Source organism: Cupriavidus sp. GW821-FHT02F09 (assembly GCF_059421605.1).
In genome coordinates, this window is the sequence record NZ_JBWKVH010000003.1 from 246,121 (window position 1) to 265,160 (window position 19,040).

Annotated in this window: 18 protein-coding genes; 16 read left to right on the forward strand and 2 right to left on the reverse strand. The window is 67.6% G+C overall.

Features of this window, described 5'->3' with window-relative positions; genetic code table 11:
• Position 1: 1 nt before the first annotated feature.
• From AC07XB_RS05625 to AC07XB_RS05650, 6 genes are all read left to right on the forward strand, one after another.
• Positions 2 to 532 carry a chalcone isomerase family protein gene (locus AC07XB_RS05625; protein WP_492826571.1) on the forward strand — a complete coding sequence of 177 codons (531 nt, stop codon included), beginning with the start codon at positions 2 to 4 and terminating at the stop codon, positions 530 to 532.
• Positions 529 to 1,857, forward strand: a complete 1,329-nt coding sequence (locus tag AC07XB_RS05630; RefSeq protein WP_492826569.1) for an MFS transporter — start codon at positions 529 to 531, stop codon at positions 1,855 to 1,857. Before AC07XB_RS05625 ends, AC07XB_RS05630 begins: the two co-directional genes overlap by 4 nt.
• The gene (locus AC07XB_RS05635) at positions 1,854 to 2,402 is read left to right on the forward strand and encodes a DUF3833 domain-containing protein (RefSeq protein ID WP_492826567.1); all 549 of its coding nucleotides are present in this window, start codon (positions 1,854 to 1,856) and stop codon (positions 2,400 to 2,402) included. The genes AC07XB_RS05630 and AC07XB_RS05635 overlap by 4 nt, the downstream gene beginning before the upstream one ends.
• Before the next feature lie 82 nt (positions 2,403 to 2,484).
• Positions 2,485 to 3,270: an SDR family NAD(P)-dependent oxidoreductase gene (locus AC07XB_RS05640; RefSeq protein WP_492807384.1), complete on the forward strand. Its 786-nt coding sequence runs from the start codon at positions 2,485 to 2,487 to the stop codon at positions 3,268 to 3,270.
• Complete coding sequence (locus tag AC07XB_RS05645; RefSeq protein WP_492826765.1) at positions 3,270 to 3,779, forward strand: nuclear transport factor 2 family protein; 510 nt, start codon at positions 3,270 to 3,272, stop codon at positions 3,777 to 3,779. The genes AC07XB_RS05640 and AC07XB_RS05645 overlap by 1 nt, the downstream gene beginning before the upstream one ends.
• Positions 3,780 to 3,946: 167 nt before the next feature.
• On the forward strand, positions 3,947 to 4,417 hold the full coding sequence (locus AC07XB_RS05650; protein WP_492374229.1) for an ion channel: 471 nt from the start codon (positions 3,947 to 3,949) through the stop codon (positions 4,415 to 4,417).
• 41 nt (positions 4,418 to 4,458) lie between these two features.
• On the opposite strand, the gene cls is transcribed toward AC07XB_RS05650, so the two are convergent.
• Positions 4,459 to 5,892 carry a cardiolipin synthase gene (cls, locus tag AC07XB_RS05655; protein ID WP_492374230.1) on the reverse strand — a complete coding sequence of 478 codons (1,434 nt, stop codon included), beginning with the start codon at positions 5,890 to 5,892 and terminating at the stop codon, positions 4,459 to 4,461.
• A 154-nt stretch (positions 5,893 to 6,046) separates the two neighbouring features.
• Here cls and AC07XB_RS05660 point away from each other — a divergent pair, with 154 nt between their 5' ends.
• The 9 genes from AC07XB_RS05660 to AC07XB_RS05700 all read left to right on the forward strand — a co-directional run bounded on the left by AC07XB_RS05660 (position 6,047) and on the right by AC07XB_RS05700 (position 16,323).
• Complete coding sequence (locus AC07XB_RS05660) at positions 6,047 to 7,072, forward strand: aldo/keto reductase (RefSeq protein ID WP_492374231.1); 1,026 nt, start codon at positions 6,047 to 6,049, stop codon at positions 7,070 to 7,072.
• Positions 7,073 to 7,316: 244 nt separating this feature from the next.
• Positions 7,317 to 9,206 (forward strand): potassium transporter Kup, encoded by a 1,890-nt coding sequence (locus tag AC07XB_RS05665; protein WP_492374232.1) that lies wholly within the window; start codon positions 7,317 to 7,319, stop codon positions 9,204 to 9,206.
• Between the two features lie 144 nt (positions 9,207 to 9,350).
• Complete coding sequence (locus AC07XB_RS05670) at positions 9,351 to 10,331, forward strand: 3-oxoacyl-[acyl-carrier-protein] synthase III C-terminal domain-containing protein (protein ID WP_492826564.1); 981 nt, start codon at positions 9,351 to 9,353, stop codon at positions 10,329 to 10,331.
• Positions 10,328 to 11,344, forward strand: coding sequence for an NAD-dependent epimerase/dehydratase family protein (locus tag AC07XB_RS05675; protein WP_492807377.1), 1,017 nt, complete (start codon positions 10,328 to 10,330; stop codon positions 11,342 to 11,344). The genes AC07XB_RS05670 and AC07XB_RS05675 overlap by 4 nt, the downstream gene beginning before the upstream one ends.
• Positions 11,322 to 12,128: an MBL fold metallo-hydrolase gene (locus AC07XB_RS05680; RefSeq protein ID WP_492374235.1), complete on the forward strand. Its 807-nt coding sequence runs from the start codon at positions 11,322 to 11,324 to the stop codon at positions 12,126 to 12,128. Before AC07XB_RS05675 ends, AC07XB_RS05680 begins: the two co-directional genes overlap by 23 nt.
• Positions 12,128 to 13,426 carry a F390 synthetase-related protein gene (locus tag AC07XB_RS05685; protein ID WP_492826562.1) on the forward strand — a complete coding sequence of 433 codons (1,299 nt, stop codon included), beginning with the start codon at positions 12,128 to 12,130 and terminating at the stop codon, positions 13,424 to 13,426. The genes AC07XB_RS05680 and AC07XB_RS05685 overlap by 1 nt, the downstream gene beginning before the upstream one ends.
• Positions 13,423 to 14,067: a phosphatase PAP2 family protein gene (locus AC07XB_RS05690; RefSeq protein WP_492807373.1), complete on the forward strand. Its 645-nt coding sequence runs from the start codon at positions 13,423 to 13,425 to the stop codon at positions 14,065 to 14,067. The genes AC07XB_RS05685 and AC07XB_RS05690 overlap by 4 nt, the downstream gene beginning before the upstream one ends.
• Entirely contained in the window at positions 14,064 to 15,167 is a 1,104-nt protein-coding gene (locus AC07XB_RS05695) for a sterol desaturase family protein (RefSeq protein WP_492807372.1), read from the forward strand. Before AC07XB_RS05690 ends, AC07XB_RS05695 begins: the two co-directional genes overlap by 4 nt.
• Positions 15,168 to 15,597: 430 nt before the next feature.
• Positions 15,598 to 16,323 (forward strand): response regulator transcription factor, encoded by a 726-nt coding sequence (locus tag AC07XB_RS05700; RefSeq protein WP_492374239.1) that lies wholly within the window; start codon positions 15,598 to 15,600, stop codon positions 16,321 to 16,323.
• On the opposite strand, the gene AC07XB_RS05705 is transcribed toward AC07XB_RS05700, so the two are convergent.
• Positions 16,310 to 17,059, reverse strand: a complete 750-nt coding sequence (locus tag AC07XB_RS05705) for an EAL domain-containing protein (RefSeq protein ID WP_492374240.1) — start codon at positions 17,057 to 17,059, stop codon at positions 16,310 to 16,312. The genes AC07XB_RS05700 and AC07XB_RS05705 overlap by 14 nt on opposite strands.
• Before the next feature lie 288 nt (positions 17,060 to 17,347).
• Here AC07XB_RS05705 and AC07XB_RS05710 point away from each other — a divergent pair, with 288 nt between their 5' ends.
• Positions 17,348 to 18,952, forward strand: a complete 1,605-nt coding sequence (locus AC07XB_RS05710; protein WP_492374241.1) for a methyl-accepting chemotaxis protein — start codon at positions 17,348 to 17,350, stop codon at positions 18,950 to 18,952.
• Positions 18,953 to 19,040 lie beyond the last annotated feature (88 nt).

Here is a 19,040-nt window from a genome sequence, read left to right on the forward strand (position 1 = left end):
GATGCGCCGCGCTGCCGCCGCCCTCGCCATGGCCATCCTCTGTATCCCAGCGCTTGCCGCGACGGGCTGGCACGCAGACGTGCAGCCCGCCCGGCTATCGGGCGAAGGCGAATTTCGCGTGTTTGGATTTCGCCTCTATACCGCCCAGCTCTGGAGCGCACAGCTGCCGATCGCGCCGGATGCGCCCTTTGCGCTGCAACTCACCTACGACCGCAGCATCAAGCGCGAGCGCCTGGTCGAAACCAGCCTGGACGAGATGAAGCGCATCGGCAGCGCCGGCAACACGCCGCCCAGCCCGCAGATGCTCGATAGCTGGCGCGCCAGCATGGCACAGGCGTTTGTCGACGTGCGCCCGGGTGACACGCTCACTGGCGTGTTCATGCCAGGCAAGGGCGTGCGCTTCTACGCAGGTGATCGGCTGACCACCGAGATCGACGACCACGCCTTCGCGCAGGCGTTTTTCTCGATCTGGCTCGACCCCGCCACGCGCGCGCCGGCGTTGCGCCAGCGCCTGCTTGGGCTCGCACGATGACCGCGCCGCACCTCGGCAGCGCGACTGCCGCGACGCCCACCGCGCCCAATCCCGATCCGGCCCTCCCAGCGCCCGCCCCGGCATCCGCCATGGCTGCCTATGGCCTGCTCGGCATGCCGCTGGCCATGGCCGCCCTGCCGGTCTACGTGCAGGTGCCCGCCTACTACGCGAGCGAGCTCGGGCTGGCCTTGTCCGCGACCGGCACGGTGTTGTTCGCCGCGCGGCTGCTCGACACCGTGCAGGACCCATTCCTCGGCCGCTGGATCGACCACCTGGCGCAGCGCGGCAAGCTGGCGCCGGCGTTGTGGCTGGCGTGCCTGGTGCTCTCGGCCTCCTTTGCCATGCTGTGGCTGCCGCCCGTGCGCGGCGGGGCGCTGGCCGCCTGGCTGGCGCTCTCGCTGGTACTGGTCTACAGCGCGCACAGCGTGGTCAACATTGCTTACCTGGCCTGGGGCGCGCGCCTGTCTGGCGAGCCGGCCACGCTGACCCGCGCTGCGGCCTGGCGAGAGGCAGCGGGCCTGGCCGGGGTGATGCTGGCCAGCGTCCTGCCTACCTGGCTTCCGGGCGCATCGGGCTGGCCCGCCGCGCCGGCCATGGCGTGCTATGCCTTGGTGTTCGCCGCCTTGCTGCTGGGCGCGCTGGCGTTGCTGCTGCGGCACGCGCCGGCCTGGCGCCACCACAGCGCTGGCGTGCACGGTTGGCGCGCCACGCTCGCCAACCGTGCATTCCGGCGCCTGCTGCTGCCGTATTTCCTCAATGCGGTGTCGGTCTCGATACCGGCTACGCTGGCTCTGTTCTTCATCCAGGATCGGCTGGGCGCGCCACAGTGGTCCGGCGCGTTCCTCGCCACCTATTTCGCGGCGGGCGCTGCCGGCCTGCCGCTCTGGACCCGGCTTTCCGCGCGCATCGGCCTCGCGCGGGCGTGGCGGCTTGGCATGGCGCTGGCGGTGGCCGCCTTTGTCTGGGCGGCCGGCCTGGGCACAGGCGACACCGGCGCCTACCTGGCCGTGTGCGTGCTGGCGGGGCTTGCGCTTGGCGCCGACCTGGCGCTGCCGCCGGTGCTGCTGGCCTGCCTGATTCCCCCCGGCGAGCAACCCGCCGGCTACTACGGCATCTGGAGCCTGCTGGGCAAGCTGGCGCTCGCGTTGTCGGGCCTGGCGCTGCCATTGCTGGCCTGGTGCGGCTACCAGCCTGGCGCGGGCGGCACGGCGGCCGGCAGCCATGCCCTGGCGCTGGTCTACGGCGGCCTGCCCTGCCTGTTCAAGCTCGGCGCCATGCTGTGCCTGCGCACGGCCCAGACACCACAGATGGAGGACCCGACATGATTCGCCTTGCCCCGTCGCGCTGCGGCAAACACCTGCTGCTGTACGCCGCGCTATGGCTGGCTGCCTGCGCTGGCCCGGACGTTTCGCAGTACGCGCAGCAGCAGCCCGTGCTCGATGTGCCGGCTTTCTTTGGCGGCAAGACCGAGGCCTGGGGCATGTTCCAGAAACGCAGCGGCGAGGTGGTCAAGCGCTTCACGGTAGCCATCGAGGGCCGCCGGCAAGGCAGCGATTTCGTACTGGACGAGCACTTCACCTACAGCGACGGCAGCACCGAGCAGCGCACCTGGACGCTGACGCGCCAGCCCGACGGCACCTGGCGCGGCCGCGCCGGCGACGTGGTGGGCGACGCGATCGGGCACAGCGCTGGCAACACGCTGAACTGGCGCTACACGCTGCGGCTGCCAGTGGGAGACGCTACGTATGACGTGCAGTTCGACGACTGGATGTACCTGGTCGACGCGCACACCATGATCAATCGCGCCAGCGTCTCGAAATTCGGTTTCGAGGTTGGCCAGGTCACGGTGTTCTTCCGGCGCCCGCAATAGCCGCAATAGCCGCAATGACCGCAATGACCGCAATGACCGCAATGACCGAATCGCGGCTGCGGCGCAAATCAGAGAGGCAACCATGGCCTGGACGGCACTCAACCCCCGCTGGACGGATTGGCGCGAAAAGCGGGTCTGGCTGGTCGGCGCATCGAGCGGTATCGGCGCGGCGCTGGCGCGAGCCCTGCTTGCGCGCGGCGCCTGGGTAGCCCTGTCGGCGCGCCGGGCTGAAGCCCTCAAGGCGGTTGCCGGCGAGCATGCGACGGCGCTGCTGCTGCCGATGGATGCCACCGACCCCAACGCCTGGCGCCAGGCGCATGACGCGTTGCGCGAGGCCTGGGAAGGCGTGGACCTGGTGGTGTTTTGCGCGGCCGATTATCGTGCGTTGCGCCCCTGGGAGCTGGAAGCCGAGAGCGTGCGCCACACCATCGAGACCAACCTGAACAGCGTCTACTACGGGCTGCAGGCCACGCTCACCGACATGCTCGCGCGCGGTAGCGGCAGCCTGGCGCTGGTCGCCAGCGTGGCCGGCTACATGGGCCTGCCCAACGCCACCGTCTACGGGCCGACCAAGGCCGCGCTGATCAACCTGGCCGAACTGCTCTACGCCGAGCTGCATCCGCGCGGGCTGGGCGTCTACCTGGTCAACCCGGGATTCGTCAAGACACGCCTGACGGCCAACAACGCGTTCCCGATGCCTGCCCTGCTCACCCCCGAGGCCGCCGCCGAGGCCATCCTGCAGGGGCTGGCGCGCGGCCGCTTCGAGATCGATTTCCCGCGCCGCTTCACCCGCCTGCTCAAGCTCGCCAGCCTGTTACCCTACCGGCTGCGCCTTGCGGCTCTGCAAAAAGTGATGGACGCGCCGTGATGCCCCTGACCCGCCCGAACGCATTGACGGAGTTGACCGAATTGGCCGAGTTGACCGAATTGACAGAGTTGACAGAGTTGACAGAGTTGACAGAGTTGACCGCCCTGCTGCGATGGTACGAAACGCTCTCGCCCGCCTCGCTGGGCGACATCGCGCGCTTCTATGCCGACGATGCCCGCTTCAAGGATCCCTTCAACGATGTGCGCGGACGCGAGGCGATCCGCCGGATCTTTGCGCACATGTTCGTCGCCACGGACAACCCGCGCTTTGTGATCGGTGAGCAATTCCGGCAGCCGGGCCAGGCGTTTGTGCTGTGGGACTTCCACTTCACCCTGAAGGGCAAGCCCTACCAGGTGCACGGTAGTTCGCATTTTCGCTTTGACGACGATGGACGCGTGACACTCCATCGCGACTACTGGGACGCCGCGCAGGAGCTCTGGCAGCAACTGCCCTGGCTCGGGCCGCTGGTAGGCTGGCTGCGCCGCCGCTTCGCCACGCCGCTTCCCTAGCCGCGCCAGTGCGCTTCGGGCTGGCATTGCGCGTGATCCCCCGTTACATTCCAAGCAGTTTGTGACCGTGTGCGGCCATGCCCCGGGGAACATCCCGGCGGCAAGGGCGGTCATTACCCGCGTGCCGCGCCCAACCGAGGCGATCCCGGCCCGACAAGGAATGCCCAATGAACCTCACCGTCCACGACCTCCTGGCCTTGGCCTGCGCCAGTATCCTCACCGTGACCGTGGTCGCCATCCACTACGAAGCCCTGCGCCTGCTGTCCGGCATGAATCCGCGCCGCTGGACCGGCCGCGTCAACGTTGGCGTGCTGATCGTCTGCATCATCCTGGCCCATAGCCTTGAAGCCATGGTGTTTGCCGTCGGCTACTGGGTGGCGGGCCATGTGCTGGGCCTGGGCGGCCTTGCCAGCGCCCATCCCATCACGCCCATCGTCTACCTCTACTTCTCGCTTGAAACGTTCACCACGCAAAGCCTGGGCGACATCGCGCCGGTCGGCGCCACGCGCCTGCTCGCCAGCATCGAGCCGCTGGTGGGCCTGATCCTGATCGGCTGGTCGACATCCTTCACCTACATCATCATGCGCCGCGACTGGCCAACCGGCACCTCGAGGCAATCGGCGCAAGCGGATCTGTAGGCACGGCGCACGGCGCGCAGGGCCTGGCGCACGGCACATGGCTATAGGATCGGCGCAAATAGCGTGGCCACGTGCATCGCCACGCGGCGCAGCGTCGGCGCGGCGGTGTATTCGCTGCGCTCGATCTGGCAGGCCTGCGCGAAGTCCGCCTCCAGCATGTGCGTCACGCTGGCGGCAAAATCGCGGTCCGCGGTCATCACCATCAGCTCGAAATTGAGCCGGAACGAACGGTTATCGAGATTCGCGCTGCCAACCGCCGCGGCCTCATCGTCGATCAGGATGACCTTCTGGTGCAGGAAGCCCGGCTGGTAGCGATAGAGCTTCACGCCCGCGCAGACCGCCTGGTAGGCATACAGCGTGGAGGCGGCGAACACCACGAGATGGTCGGGGCGCGCCGGTAGCAGGATGCGTACGTCGACCCCGCGCAGCACCGCCAGCCGGAGTACGGCGAACACGGCCTCGTCCGGCACGAAGTACGGGCTGGTGATCCACACCCGCCAGCGCGCCGCCTGGATCGCCTCGACGAAGAACAGCGAGCAGGTCTCCTGCGCGTCGGCGGGGCCGGACGGCACCACCTGGCAGGTCATGCCCCCGGCAGGTGCTGCCGGCGGGGGCAGCAGCATCGGCACCTCCCGCGCGGCCCAGAACCAGTCTTCGGCAAACACCATCTGCAAGTCCAGCACGGCGCTGCCGCGGATCTCGATATGCGTGTCGCGCCAGGGCGCCAGCGGCGGCTTTTGCCCGAGGTACTCGTTGCCGACGTTGTGACCGCCCGTAAACGCGCATTCCCCATCCACCACCACCAGCTTGCGATGGTTGCGGAAATTGAGCTGAAAGCGGTTGACAAAGCCGCGCCGCGTGGCGAAGGCGCGCGCCTCCACCCCGGCAGCCAGCAGCACCTTGACGTATTGGCCGGGCAACGCATGCGAGCCGATGCTGTCGTAGAGGAAATACACCTTCACGCCCGCGGCGGCGCGTTCGCACAGCAGGCTCTGCAGGCGCCGCCCGAGCGCGTCGTCGTGGACGATGAAGAACTGCACGATCACCACCTGCCGCGCGGCGGCGATCGCCGCAAAGATGGCTTCGAACGTCGCCTCGCCGTTGACCAGCAGCCGCACCGCGTTATTGGCCAGGCAGGGCATGCCGGTCAGCCGGGGCAAGGCGCGCAGGTAAGGCTGGGCGGGCGAGTGCACCACGCTGGCGTCGCGCGCCTCGCGCTCGTGCGGCTCCATCTCATGCGTGACCTCGCGCAGCCGGTCGTTGTTGAAGCGCCGGGCATTCACGTAGCCGGCAAAACTGCTGCTGCCGAGGATCAGGTACGGGATCAGCGTGAAATACGGCATCATCACCAGCGAGCCGGCCCACGCAATGGCGCCGGGCGCGGTGCGCACTGTCATGACCGCATGCAAGGCCGCGACGACGCCAAGCAGATGGAACACCAGCACGATCGCCGCGACGAGGGAGGGGCTGAGCATGATCGTTAGATTTCGCCTTGGCGGAGCCGGACCACAATGGCTAGCATTCTGGCATAGCCGCGCCCCGGGGCAGGCAGAATTTCCTCGCAGGCGTTAAGCTTTCACGCCTTACCGCGTTACTGCCTGACCGCCAGCCACATCAAGGAAGACCGCAATGTCAGAGTTCAAGATGGAATACCGGCGCCTGGGCGCCAGCAACCTCAAGGTATCGGCCCTGTGCCTCGGCACCATGATGTTCGCCGACCAGACCGACGAAGCCGAGGCCGGCCGCATCGTCGACAGCGCTCGCGCGCACGGCGTCAACTTCATCGACACCGCGGACGTGTATAGCAAGGGCGGCTCCGAGCGCATGGTGGGCAAGCTGCTCGCCGCCGACCGCCATGACTGGATCTTGGCCAGCAAGCTCGGCAATCCGATGCAGGCTGCGCCCAACCATTCGCACTACTCGCGCGCCTGGATCCTGCGCGAAGTCGAGCAAAGCCTGGGCCGCCTTGGCACCGACTACCTCGACATCCTCTACCTGCACCGCGACTACCCCGGCGAAAACCTGGAAGAACCCGTGCGTGCCATGGGCGACCTGGTCCGTGCCGGCAAGATCCGCTACTGGGCCTTGTCCAATTTCCGCGGCTGGCGCATCGCCGAGGTCGCACGCTTGTGCGACCAGCTGGGTGTGCCGCGCCCGGTGGTTTGCCAGCCTTACTACAACCTGCTCAACCGCATGCCCGAGGTGGAAATCCTGCCGGCCTGCCAGCACTTCGGCCTTGGGGTGGTGCCCTACAGCCCGATCGCGCGCGGCGTGCTCACCGGCAAGTACCTGCCCGGCCAGCAGCCCCCGCAAGACTCACGCGCAGGCCGCGCCGACCGCCGCATGATGGAAACGGAATTCCGCGAGGAATCGCTGGTGATTGCCCAGACGCTGAAGGCGCATGCCGATGCGCGCGGCCTCAAGCTGGGCCAGTTCGCTACCGCCTGGGTATTGGCCAACCCGATCGTCAGCTCGGTGATTGCCGGGCCGCGCACGCTGGCACAGTTCGAGGATTACTTTGGCGCCGTCGGCGTGCCCATCTCCGCCGAAGAGGAGGCCCTGGTCGACCAGCTGGTGCGCCCCGGACATGCCTCCACGCATGGCTACAACGATCCGAACTATCCGCTGACCGGGCGTCCGGTTCCGGCAGCCTGATCGCGTTGCCCGCCAGGGTGGCCCGCCCGCAGGCGACCCTGCCCACAACCGGTTCGCCTGGCAACCTGCACGCACGGTTGCCGGGCCGCCGGCCCTGGCCAACGGCTCGCGCTCGGGCCGGTCCGCGTTTCGCGGACAGATCGCGGGTTTTGCCTCGCGATTATCATCATGTTGGCTTACAAAGCATGATCTGCATCCCGGGCTTCCCGGAATGTTCTTCAATGGGTTGCCTGGAGAGATAGTCATGCCGCAAGCCCCTGCGCTGATCGATACGCCCGCTAAAACCCGTTCCGGCCTCGCCGTCATGGGGCTGTCCGCACTGGGCGTGGTATTTGGCGACATCGGCACCAGCCCGCTCTACACCCTGAAAACCGTGCTCGCGCTCTCGGGGGGCAAACCGTCGGCACCGGTTATCCTGGGCCTCTTGAGCCTGCTGATCTGGACATTGATCATCATCACGACGGTAAAGTACGTGTCCTTCGCCATGCGCATCGATAACAACGGCGAAGGCGGCATTCTCGCCTTGATGTCGCTGTTGGGAATCAAGCAGAAGAAACGCCCGCTGGTGGTGGCCGCCGGGCTGTTCGGGGCGGCATTGATCTATGGCGACGGCGCGATCACACCCGCCATCTCCGTGCTCTCCGCGCTGGAGGGGCTGGAGATTGTCTTTCCCGAGGCCAAATCCATTATCCTGCCGGCCACGGTGGCCATACTGGTGGCGCTCTTTGCCATCCAGCCGATGGGAACGTCCCGCATCGGCAGGGCCTTCGGGCCGGTGATGGCATTATGGTTCTTTTGCATAGCCGTGCTCGGCATTCGCGGCATCCTGTTGCACCCGTCGATCCTGATTGCGCTCAATCCGATCTATGGCCTGGAATTCCTGTTCTCCAATGGCTATACCAGTTTCCTGGTGCTGGGCGGCATTTTCCTCTGCGTGACCGGCGCCGAGGCGCTGTATGCCGACATGGGCCATTTCGGCCCGCGCCCGATCCGCCTGGCATGGTCCGCCATCGTGTTCCCCAGCCTGCTGCTTAACTATGCCGGACAGGCCGCGCTGGTGTTGTCCGGGGCCGATTCAACGCACAACATCTTTTACCTGCTCTGCCCGCCGCCGCTGCTGGTGCCCTTGGTTATCCTGGCCGCCGTGGCGACGGTGATCGCCAGCCAGTCCATTATTACTGGCGCGTTTTCCATGACGCGCCAGGCGATCCTGCTGGGATGGCTGCCGCATCTGCAGATCAGGCAGACCTCCGAGGAGGGCTACGGGCAGATCTACGTTGGCACGGTCAACTGGCTGCTGATGGTGGTGACGGTCAGCCTTGCACTGTTCTTCAAGTCATCGGATCAACTGGCCTCCGCGTATGGCATCGCCGTTTCCCTCACCATGCTGATGACGTCCGTGCTGCTGTTTATCGCCATGCGCGATATCTGGGGCTGGAGCCTGTGGGCCAGCGCGGCCGTGTCCGGCGTCTTCCTGATCATCGACGGCGGGTTCTTCGTGGCCAATCTCGCCAAGGTACTGGATGGCGGGTATATCCCGTTGATGCTGGCGGCGGTTGTCTACAGCGTCATGTTGATCTGGCATCGGGGCACGGCCGCGATTTCGGCAGCCATCAACGAAGACATCCTGCCGATCGACGCGTTCCTGGGCGAGGTGCAGGCAAAGCACATTCCGCGCGTGCCCGGGACCGGGGTGTTCCTGACGCGAACGCTGGATGGCACGCCGCCGGTGATGCTGTGGCATGTCAAGCGCAACCACGCCTTGCAGCAGAAGATCCTTGCCGTGAGCATCGTGACGGAGACGGTGCCATGGATCAAGGATGCCGAGCGCCTGACGCTAACGCAACCGATGCCGGGTTTCTGGCGCGCCAACGCCCGCTACGGCTTTATGGAGCGGCCCGATATTCCCAAGCTGCTGCTACAGCCCCAGATGCTGCCCTGCGGGCTGGACCTGGGCACCATCACCTACTACATGGGCCTGGAGACCATCGTGCTGCGCGAGGGCGACAGCCGGATGCCGCGCTGGCAAGGCAAACTGTTCGCCTTGATGGTCAGGAACGGCATGCACGTTACCGATCTTTTCCGGCTGCCCAGCGATCAGGTGGTGGAGATTGGCCGCCGCGTCTCGATCTGACGATCAAGCGATCGTCAGATCAAGCTCCCCTGCCGGCCAACTCATTACAATACGCACCTTCCTTCGTGACCAACCTCTCTGCTTCTCAAGGATCGATTCGCTCCCGCCGCTCTGTTCACCCCGGCGGGAGACCCAACCAACGACATGCTGCCATTAAGAATCCTGGCCACAGGCAAAGCACTACCTGCCCGGCAGGTCACCTCCGCCGAGCTTGACAAGGTGCTCGGCAAAGCGGCCGGCTACGTCAGGAAAACCGCCGGCATCGACCACCGCTACCATGCTGACCCTGGCGAGACGCAATCCGCTCTGGCCGCCGCCGCGCTGCGCGATGCCATGGCGCGCGGCGGCATCGCCCCGGGTTCGGTCGGCCTGGTCATTTCTGCCGCCGGCGTGCAGGAGCAAGCCCTGCCCTGCACTGGCGCGCGGCTGCTAGAAGCCGCCGGCATCCCAGCCGGCACGCCGGCCTTCGACGTCAACGCCAGTTGCCTGAGCTTCCTGGCCGCCTTGCAGGTGGCGGCCAGCCTGTTGCACAGCGGCACCTACCGCCGCATCGCGGTGGTCGCATCCGACCTCGCCTCTCGCGGGCTGGACTGGAGCCAGCCAGAGGCCTCGCTCATCTTTGGCGACGGCGCGGCGGCGGCGGTGGTGGAGCGCGGCGATGGCAGCACCGGCATCGAGGCCTATCGCATGGAGACCTATCCCGCGGGCAAGGCCTTCTGCGAGATCCGCGCAGGCGGTACCCGCACCAGCCCGCGCATGGGCGCGCGCGAGTCCGACTTCCTGTTCCATATGGAAGGCAAGCGCGTATTCAAGCTGGCCTCCACGGTGATGGACGCCTTCCTGGCCGGCTTGCTCGACGCGGGCAAGCTGCGGCTCGATGAGATCGACGTGGTAGTGCCGCACCAGGCCAGCCACCTTGCCATGAAGCACATCGGGCGCCGCCTCGGCGTGCCGGCGGCGTCGGTGGTGGATATCTACCGTACGCACGGCAATCAGGTGGCCGCGTCCCTGCCCACGGCCTTGCACGAAGCGATGCACAGCGGCAGGGCCAGCGCCGGCTCGCGCGCGCTGCTGCTGGGCACGGCTGCCGGCCTTACCGTGGGTGCCATGGTGCTGCGATTGTGATCACGCTGGTAACCGGTGCAACCGGCGGCCTCGGCCGCAATGCCGTCGAGTACTTGTTGCAGCGTGGCCTGCCCGTGCGCGCCACCGGCCGCAACCCCGCGCAGGGCGAGGCGCTGCGCGCGCTTGGCGTGGACTTCGTGCCGGCGGACCTGGCCACGCTCGATGCTGCACAGGCACGCGCATTGCTGCGCGGCGTGAGCACCGTCTGGCACTGCGCCGCGCTGTCATCGCCGTGGGGCGCATCCGCCGATTTCCAAGCGGCCAACGTGGCCGCTACCGAGCGGCTCGCCGACGCGGCGATCGCAGCCGGCGTTGAGCGCTTCGTGCACGTCTCCACGCCGTCGCTGTACTTCGACTATCGGCACCATCTCGACATTCCCGAGAGCTACCGGCCAGCGCGCTACGCCAACCACTATGCCCGCACCAAGGCGCTGGCTGAGGCGGCGATACGGCTGCGCGCAGGCAACCAGGCCGCCACCGCCTTCGTCATGCTGCGCCCACGCGCCTTGTTCGGCCCGCACGACCGCGTGCTGATGCCGCGCGTGCTGGCGCTGATGGCGCAACGACGCGGCAAGCTGCCGTTGCCGCGCGCCGGCAAGGTGCTGATGGACCTGACCTTTACCCCCAACGTGGTTCACGCCATGCAGCTCGCCAGCACGAGCGCGCAGGTGGCGTCCGGCCATGCCTACAACATCACCAACCACGAACCGCGCCGCTTGTGCCAGGTGCTCGGCCAACTGCTCGGCGACGAACTGGGCCAGCCGCCGCGCCTGCGCCGCCTGCCCTATGCGCTGGCCGACGCCGTGGCGCGTGGCATGGAGGCCTGGTCGGCCCTGAGCCGGCGCGAGCCGGCCTTCACGCGCTACGGCATGGGCGTGCTGCACTACGATATGACGCTCGACAACACGCAGGCCATCGCGGCGCTGGGCTATCGGCCCGCCTATACGATGGATGAGGGAATTCGCCTGACGGCGCAATGGATGCGAGACCATGGCCAGCATCACCACCTTTGAGGCGGGCTTCTGCACGCACCGCGCCTGCATGGCGCTCAAGGGCGCGGGCCTGTCGGTCTGCCGCTTCCCGGCGCGGGCGTACCTGATCGAGGCAGGCGGCAGGCACTGGCTGTGGGATACGGGCTATGCCACGCACTTCCTCGATCACACACGCAGCGGGCTGTTCGCGCTGTACCGCATGGTCACGCCGGTGCATTTCGACAGCAGCGAGGCGGCGGCAAGCCAGCTGCGCGCGGCGGGCATCGGCGCGCGCGACCTCGCCGGCGTGATCCTGTCGCACTTCCACGGGGACCATATCGCGGGACTGCGGGATTTTCCCGGCATGCGCTTCTACTGCTCGGGCGCCGGGTGGCAAGCCACGCGGCTGCTGCGCGGCGTCGGCGCGCTGCGCCGGGGCTTCGTGCCAGGGCTGATGCCCGAGGATTTCGAGCAGCGCGTGGGCTTTATCGAAGCCTTTGCGCGCCAGCCGCTGCCCGTCGCGCTCACGCCGTTCCAGGAGGGCTATGCCTTGCCGGACAGTGACGGGGAAGTCTTCCTGGTAGCGCTGCCGGGCCACGCCGCCGGCCACCTGGGCGCCTTCGTGCAAACGAACGGCGGGTGGGTGCTGCTGGCGTCCGACGCGGCATGGTCGCCCACCAGCTACCGTGAGCTGATCGGCCCGTCGTCCATCGCCAACCTGATCATGGAAGACCCGCGCACCTACCAGGCCACGCTCAGGCAGTTGCACGCCTTGCATCGCAATGGCCAGGTGCAGATCCGCCTGACCCACGAAGGAGCCCTCTGATGCAGTTGCCGCGCATGCTCGGGGCCTACTGGCGCGCGCGCAGGCTGCGTTTTGCCAGCCGCGCCGAACTGGAGGCGCACCAGGCCCGCCAAATGGCGCGCTTCCGCCAGCGCGTGCTGGCGCGCAGCCCGTACTTCGCACCCCTGCTGTCCCTGCCGATGCAAGACTGGCCGCGCATGGACAAGGCGGTGATGATGGCCAATTTCGACCGCATCAACACGGCCGGGCTCCGCCTTGATGACGTCCTTGCTTGTGCCCGGCAGGCCGAGGCCTCGCGCGATTTCAGCCCGACGCTGCAAGGATTTAGCGTGGGGCTGTCCTCGGGCACCTCGGGCGGGCGTGGCGCGTTTGTGGTGAGCCGGCAGGAGCAGGCGCAATGGGCCGGCACGCTGCTGGCCAGGTTGCTGCCGCGCGGGCTGCTGGCGGGCGAGCGCGTGGCGCTGTTCCTCCGTGCCAACAGCAACCTGTACACGGTGGTGCGCAACCCCTGGCTCTCGTTCGCGTTCTTCGACCTGTTCACCCCGTTCGAGGATCATCTTGCGCGGCTGGAGCACTATGCGCCCACCATTGTCGTGGCGCCCGCGCAGGTGCTGCGCAGCCTTGCGCTGGCGCGCCAGGCCGGGCGCACGGCACTGCGCCCGGCGCGGGTCGTCTCGGTTGCCGAAGTACTGGAAGCACAGGACCGCGCCTTGCTGGCCAACGTGTTCGGCGAACCCGGCGAGGTCTACCAGGCCACCGAAGGCTTTCTCGGCGTCACCTGCGCGCATGGCACGCTGCACCTGAACGAGGAATTCGTCCACATCGAGCCGGAATGGCTGGACGAGAGCCAGGAGCGCTTCGTGCCCATCGTGACCGACTTCACCCGCACCACCCAGCCCATCGTGCGCTACCGGCTGGACGACGTGCTGGTGCGGCGCGCGGATGCGTGCCCGTGCGGCAGCCCTGCGCTGGCGCTGGCCCGCATCGAAGGCCGCTGCGACGACATGCTGGTGCTGCCGGGCCGCCTCGGCGAGCCGGTGCAGGTCTTTGCCGACGTGCTATCGCGCGCCTTGGCGCAGGCCCTGCCGCTCGCCGCCGACTACCGCCTGCGCCAGACAGGCGGGCGCACGCTCAGCCTGTATGCCGAAGGCGGCGACGCGGTGCACACGGCTTGCCGCGCGCGGCTGGAAACGGTGCTGGACGGGCTGGGCGTGGCTGTTGCGGATATCGCGTGGCACAACGATGCCGCGCCCCCGGCGGATTTCACCACCAAGCGCCGCCGCATTGTCCGGCTGCGCGAAGCCACGCAAGGCCCGTGACGCACCGCATGCAAAGCGCCGGGGCATGGTGGCGGTGCCGGCAGATGTTGCTGGGCTGGGGCAGCGTCGGCCTGGTCTACGGTAGCACCAGCCTGCTGCGAGGCGCACCGGCGCAGTTGCCCGAAAGCGCGCTGGACCGCCTGATCCCCTTCGATCCTGCCGGCATCTGGCTCTACCTGTCGTTCTTCGCCTTGATACCGGTCAGCTTTGCGCTGGCCCCGCCGCAACGGTTGCGCTGGCTGCGCACGGCGATGCAGTGCGCAGCGCTTGCCTGTGGCGCCGTCTTCCTGGCATGGCCTACCACGCTGGCCTATCCGAGCCTGCCGGGCGACGGGCTGAGCAGCACGGTGCTGGGCTGGCTGATCGCCGGCGACTCGCGGCAGAACTGCCTGCCCTCTTTGCATGGCGCGCTGACGCTGCTAAGCGTCTGGGCGTTGCTCGACCCGCGCCGCAAGCTGCGCAGCGCCTGCGCGATCGGCTGGGGGCTGGCGATCTGCTACTCGGTGGTGCAGACACGCCAGCATGTCTTGCTGGACCTGGCCGCCGGCCTGCTGGTGGGCCTGGCCGCGGGCACGGTGGCCACCTGGCTGGCGCGCCCCAAGGTGTCCGCGGTGACCGTTATCCAAGGACATTCGCAATGAACGCATTCGCGCTCCCCCTGATCGCCATGCTGCTATGCGTGGTGGCTGAGTTGCTGATCCGCAAGCATCGCCGGGGAGAGCCCATTCCCTGGCGTGAGGTGGTGTTCAACCTGGGGTCCGGGCACATCCTGATGTGGTTTTTCCGCGGTCTGGAGATCGCGGCCTTCGGGCTGGTGCTGCGGGTCGCCAACCTGCATTGGATAGACGCATGGCCGCTCGCCTGGCAATGGGTGTTCGGCTTTGTCGCGTGGGACTTCTGCTTCTACTGGATGCACCGGCTGCATCACAAGATACCCCTGCTGTGGGCGGTGCATGTGGTCCATCACCAGGGCGAGCACTTCAACCTGTCGCTAGGCATCCGCAACTCCTGGTACTCGTCGCTCACCAACCTGCCGTTCGTGATCGGACTGGCTGTGGCGGGCTTGCCGCTGGAGATCTTCGTGGTGGTCTCGTCGATCCACTACGCGGTGCAGTTCTACAATCACAACGGCCTGGTGGGCAGCTCCGGCATCCTGGATCGCTTCCTGGTCACGCCGGCGCATCACCGCGTGCACCATGGCACCGCGCCGTGCTACCTCGACCGGAATTTCGGCGGCACCTTCCTCTGGTGGGACAAGCTGTTCGGCACCTTCCAGCCAAGGCTGGCCGACGTGCCGCTGGATTATGGCGTGCCCGGGACACCGCGCTGCGACAACCCCTTGCTGGCAAGCAACCTGCCGTTGCTGCGCCTCATCGGCGGCACCAGCAAGCATCGTGCGCCGCGCGCTGGGTTCCATGTGCCGGACCTGCTCATCGGCCTCGGCGGGCTGCTGCTGTTCGGCATCGTGATCCACTACATTCACCACGATGGGCAGTGGCAAGGGCAGCGGCAAGCGCTGCTGTTCGGCCTGATCTTTGCCGCCACCATCGCCCTGGGCGCCATGAGCGACGGCCGGCGCCGGGGGGCGGCCGCCTGGGTCTTGCTGACGGGCTCGCTGGCGCTGGCCGGGCCGCTGCTGCAGCCCGCTCCCGACTGGCCGGGCGCGTGCCTGTACCTCGGGCTGCTGCTGCACGGTGCCGCCACCCTGCCGCGCTTGCTGCCGCGCACGCTGTCGCGCTGAATTTGTCTGCGTCCACCTTCGCTGGCGAGGCGTCACCCGCCATCCTGTTCAAAATTTAGGCAGTCCGATACATAACCGCCACCATTGGCCAAGCGCGGCACGTCAAGCTCGGTTATCCACACAAGCTGTGGATAACACGATCCGGCAATCGTGGACAAATTGTGTACGTGCGCCGCAACAATCGACTGTGGCCTGGTGCGATACCGGTCGCCTTGTGGATTGGCTCCCCGCCTGCTTTGGGAATCTTCTGCCCGTCCTTGCAGATTGTTCCGAATGATATCCCTCGCTCCGCGGACTATCCTGCCTGGGTCGCCTCGCGGGCAGGCCGGTGGCCGCCCGGCCCTGGCACATTGACAGCCTGACTGGCCCGGCAGCCGATGCGCGCGCCGGCCCGCGAACCGTACTAAATCCAGTTTGTTTGACAATGCCTATGAAGATCGCACTGCTAGCGGATCTGTCGCTTCAGGCCAAAGCCATTGCAGACGCCCTCGCTCGCGCCGGCGTGCATTGCCACACCTATCCCGCAAGCGGGGAGCTCTTCCGTGGCATGGACCAAGCCGGCTACGACGTCCTGCTGATCGACCACGAACTTGCCGACATGCCTGCCATGGAAGCCGTGCGCGCGGTGCGCGGCGCCTGGCGCAGCGAGGTACCGGTGATGGTGGTTTCCCACCAGCGCGACGAAGACTCGGTCGTCAATACCCTGCAGGCGGGCGCCGACGACTACATGATCCGCCCGCTGCGCGCGCGCGAGCTGGTGGCCCGGCTGCACGCGCTGCAGCGCCGCGCCGCCTCGCGCCGGCAAACGCCAAGCCCGGACCTGACCGTCGGGCCCTATTCACTGGACTGCCTGGCGCACGAGGCCGTGTTCCAGGGGCGCAGGCTCGCGCTGCCCCCCAAGGAGTTCGAGCTCGCAGCGTTGCTGTTTGGCAGCGTCGGCCGCGTCTTGTCCCATGCCCATATCGAACGCGCAATCTGGGGCTATTCGCTGCCACCGTTGTCCCGCGCCCTGGCGAGCCTGGTATCGCGCCTGCGCAGGGCGCTGGAGCTCCACCCTCGCAATGGGCTGGTAATCACGGTGGTCTATGGCAAAGGGTATCGCCTGGATGAGACCGGCGCGCGGCCGCCTCGGCCCGGCCCGTTCAGCACTGGCTGAGCACCGGGTGCGGCGCCGGCCTGCCGAGGTAGTAGCCCTGCCCGAAGGGCACGCCGAGATCGCGCAGCACCGCCAGCTCATCGGCGTCCTCGATCCCTTCGGCGATCACCTCGCCGTCCAGCGCCTTGACCAGGGCCAGCACCGTGCGCACGACTTCAAGCCGGCGCGAGCACGTGCCGATGCCACGCACCAGCGACTTGTCCAGCTTGGTGTAGTGTGGCGCGAGGTGGACCAGCCGGTCGAGATTGGCGTGGCCGGTGCCGAAATCGTCCAGCGCATACTGCATGCCCAGTTCGCGGAGCACAGCCATGGCCTGCCCGAAGCGTTCCGCGTCCTCGATGGGGGTCTGCTCGGTCACCTCGATCACGACCCGATCCGGCGCGATGCTGTTCGCCACCAGGGCCCGCATGGCACTCCCGCCGTCGGCTAGCAGGTAGCGCAGCGCCATCGCGCTGAAGTTGAGGAACAGCTTGCCGTGCAAGCCATTCGCCAGGCAAGTGGACAGCCCGGTGCGCGCCGCCCGCAGCTCCAGCTCGATGGTCTCGGCCTCGTCACGCGCCAGGCGGAACAAGGCATCCGGCATGGCCAGCGGCGAGCTGGCAGGCCCCCGGACCAGCGCCTCGTGGCCCAGCACCTCGCCGGTGCCAAACACCACGATCGGCTGGAAGACGGCGTGGAGCTGCGGCAAGCGTAGCCGCGGCACGGGTGCGCCAGCCAGGGGGGAGGCAATCTGCATGGACGGAGTGAACGTGACGTGGGAAGGCGCGGCGCCAGGCGCAAGAGGCTGGTGAGCCAATGTGACTCGCCCTCTATTTCATGTCAGCAATGTGTCACCCGGATGACAAAGCCGATTACCCCTGCGCAATGGCGGGATGTCATTCATGCGTCACAGGTTGCGGCGAGCATGCAAGCCATAACAAAGTCATGCCGTCACCCGCGGCAAGCTGGCGCTGCAAGCCGGCGCGCGAGATGGCGGTACCCCAGGGTCAGCATATGGGCCGCGTGGCCCATCGGAGTCTCAACCGTGTTGCAAGCCATCAACCTTCGCCTTCCACGCCGCGCCGGCCGGCGCATGCCCGCCTGGCTGGGCCGGCTTCCCCTCAGCGCGCGCATGTGCGTGGCATTTGCGCTGGTCTATGTGTTCGGCGCCGTGGTGGGGCTGACGGGCATTTTCAGCCTCGTCTCGGTCAAGCAGATGACAGATACGCTCTATCAACGCGATATGCAGGGCGCCATCGCGGCGGAGCGCGCGCAATCGGCGCTGGCCCGGCTGGGCCGCGCCCAGCTTGCCCTGACCATGGCGACCAGCAGCACCGAGCGCGATGGTGCAACCGCCGACATCGATAGCGCCCTCGCCCGCCTCGACCAGGCACTTGGCACCGTGCGCACTGCCGCACCCGCGCAGGCCACCGCGCTGCAAGCGGAACGCGACAGCGCCGCAGCCATGCTGCGTGACTATGTCACGTTGCTGCGCAAGCAGCCGCTCGATGCCCTGCAGTTCGACAGCGCCGTTTCGGTCGACGGCCATTTTCTTGGCGAGCAATTACAGAAGCTGGCCGATCTGGTAGAGGTCACGCGCAAGCAGCAGGAGCGGCAGGCCGCCGATACGGTCGCCACCGTGACGGCCAGCCAGTTGCGCGCCCAGGCCGTGATGATCGGCATGCTGGTGGCGAGCCTTGCAGCGGCGGCCGCGCTGGCCTGGTTTGCCTCGCGCCTGCTGCACTCGGAGCTGGGCGGCGAGCCGGCGGACGCGGCCAAGGTGGCCAGCCGCATCGCCTCGGGCGACCTGCAACAACCCGTGCGCGTGCGCCCTGGCGACGACCACAGCCTGATGAGCCTGTTGGCGCGCATGCGCGACCAGCTCGCCGGCGTGCTGGAAGGGATCCAGCTCTCCGCCGCCGAGATCGCCGCGGCCAGCGAAGGCATCGCCAGCGGCAACCACGATCTGTCGCGCCGCACCGCGCTGCAGGCGGCAGCGCTGGCCGCAGCCGCCGACAGCGTCGCCCGCCTCACCGCGCTGGTCGGCCAAGCCCACGCCCAGGCCACCGAATCCAGCGCCATGGCGCGCCAGGCACGCGAAGCCACCGACGCCGGCATGGCGGTGGTGAACGAGATGAGCGGCGCCATGGACACGGTGAACCAGCACTCGCGCAATATCGCGGAAATGGTCGAAGTGATCGAAAGTATTGCCTTCCAGACCAATATCCTCGCGCTCAACGCCGCCGTGGAAGCGGCCCGCGCCGGCGAGGCCGGGCGCGGCTTCGCCGTAGTGGCGCAGGAGGTGCGCGGGCTGGCGCAGCGCAGCGCCAACTCCGCGCGCGAGATTCGCACCACCATTGGCCAGGCCAGCTCTGAGATCGCCCGTGGGGCACGGCTTAGCGGGCAAGTGGTCAGCGCCATGAGCGGCATCGAGCAGGCGGTAGGCCAGAGCCACCAGTTGGCCGAGCGGCTGTGCGGGGTGGCCGATGAACAGGCGCGCGGCATCCGCTCGGTGGGCGAGGCGGTGGCCCAGCTCGACCAGACCAGCCGGCAGAACGCCGAGCTGGTCGAAGCCGTTACGGCGCAGGCGGCTAGCCTGGATGAGCAAGCGGCAGGGCTGTCGGCTGGGGTCGCGCGCTTCCGGTTCTGATGCTGAATGACCCATGTTCTGCAATGCAGAACATGGGTTCCACGGTGCAGTTGACGTGTAAGGCGATCGGTGGGAGTATTCCGCCATC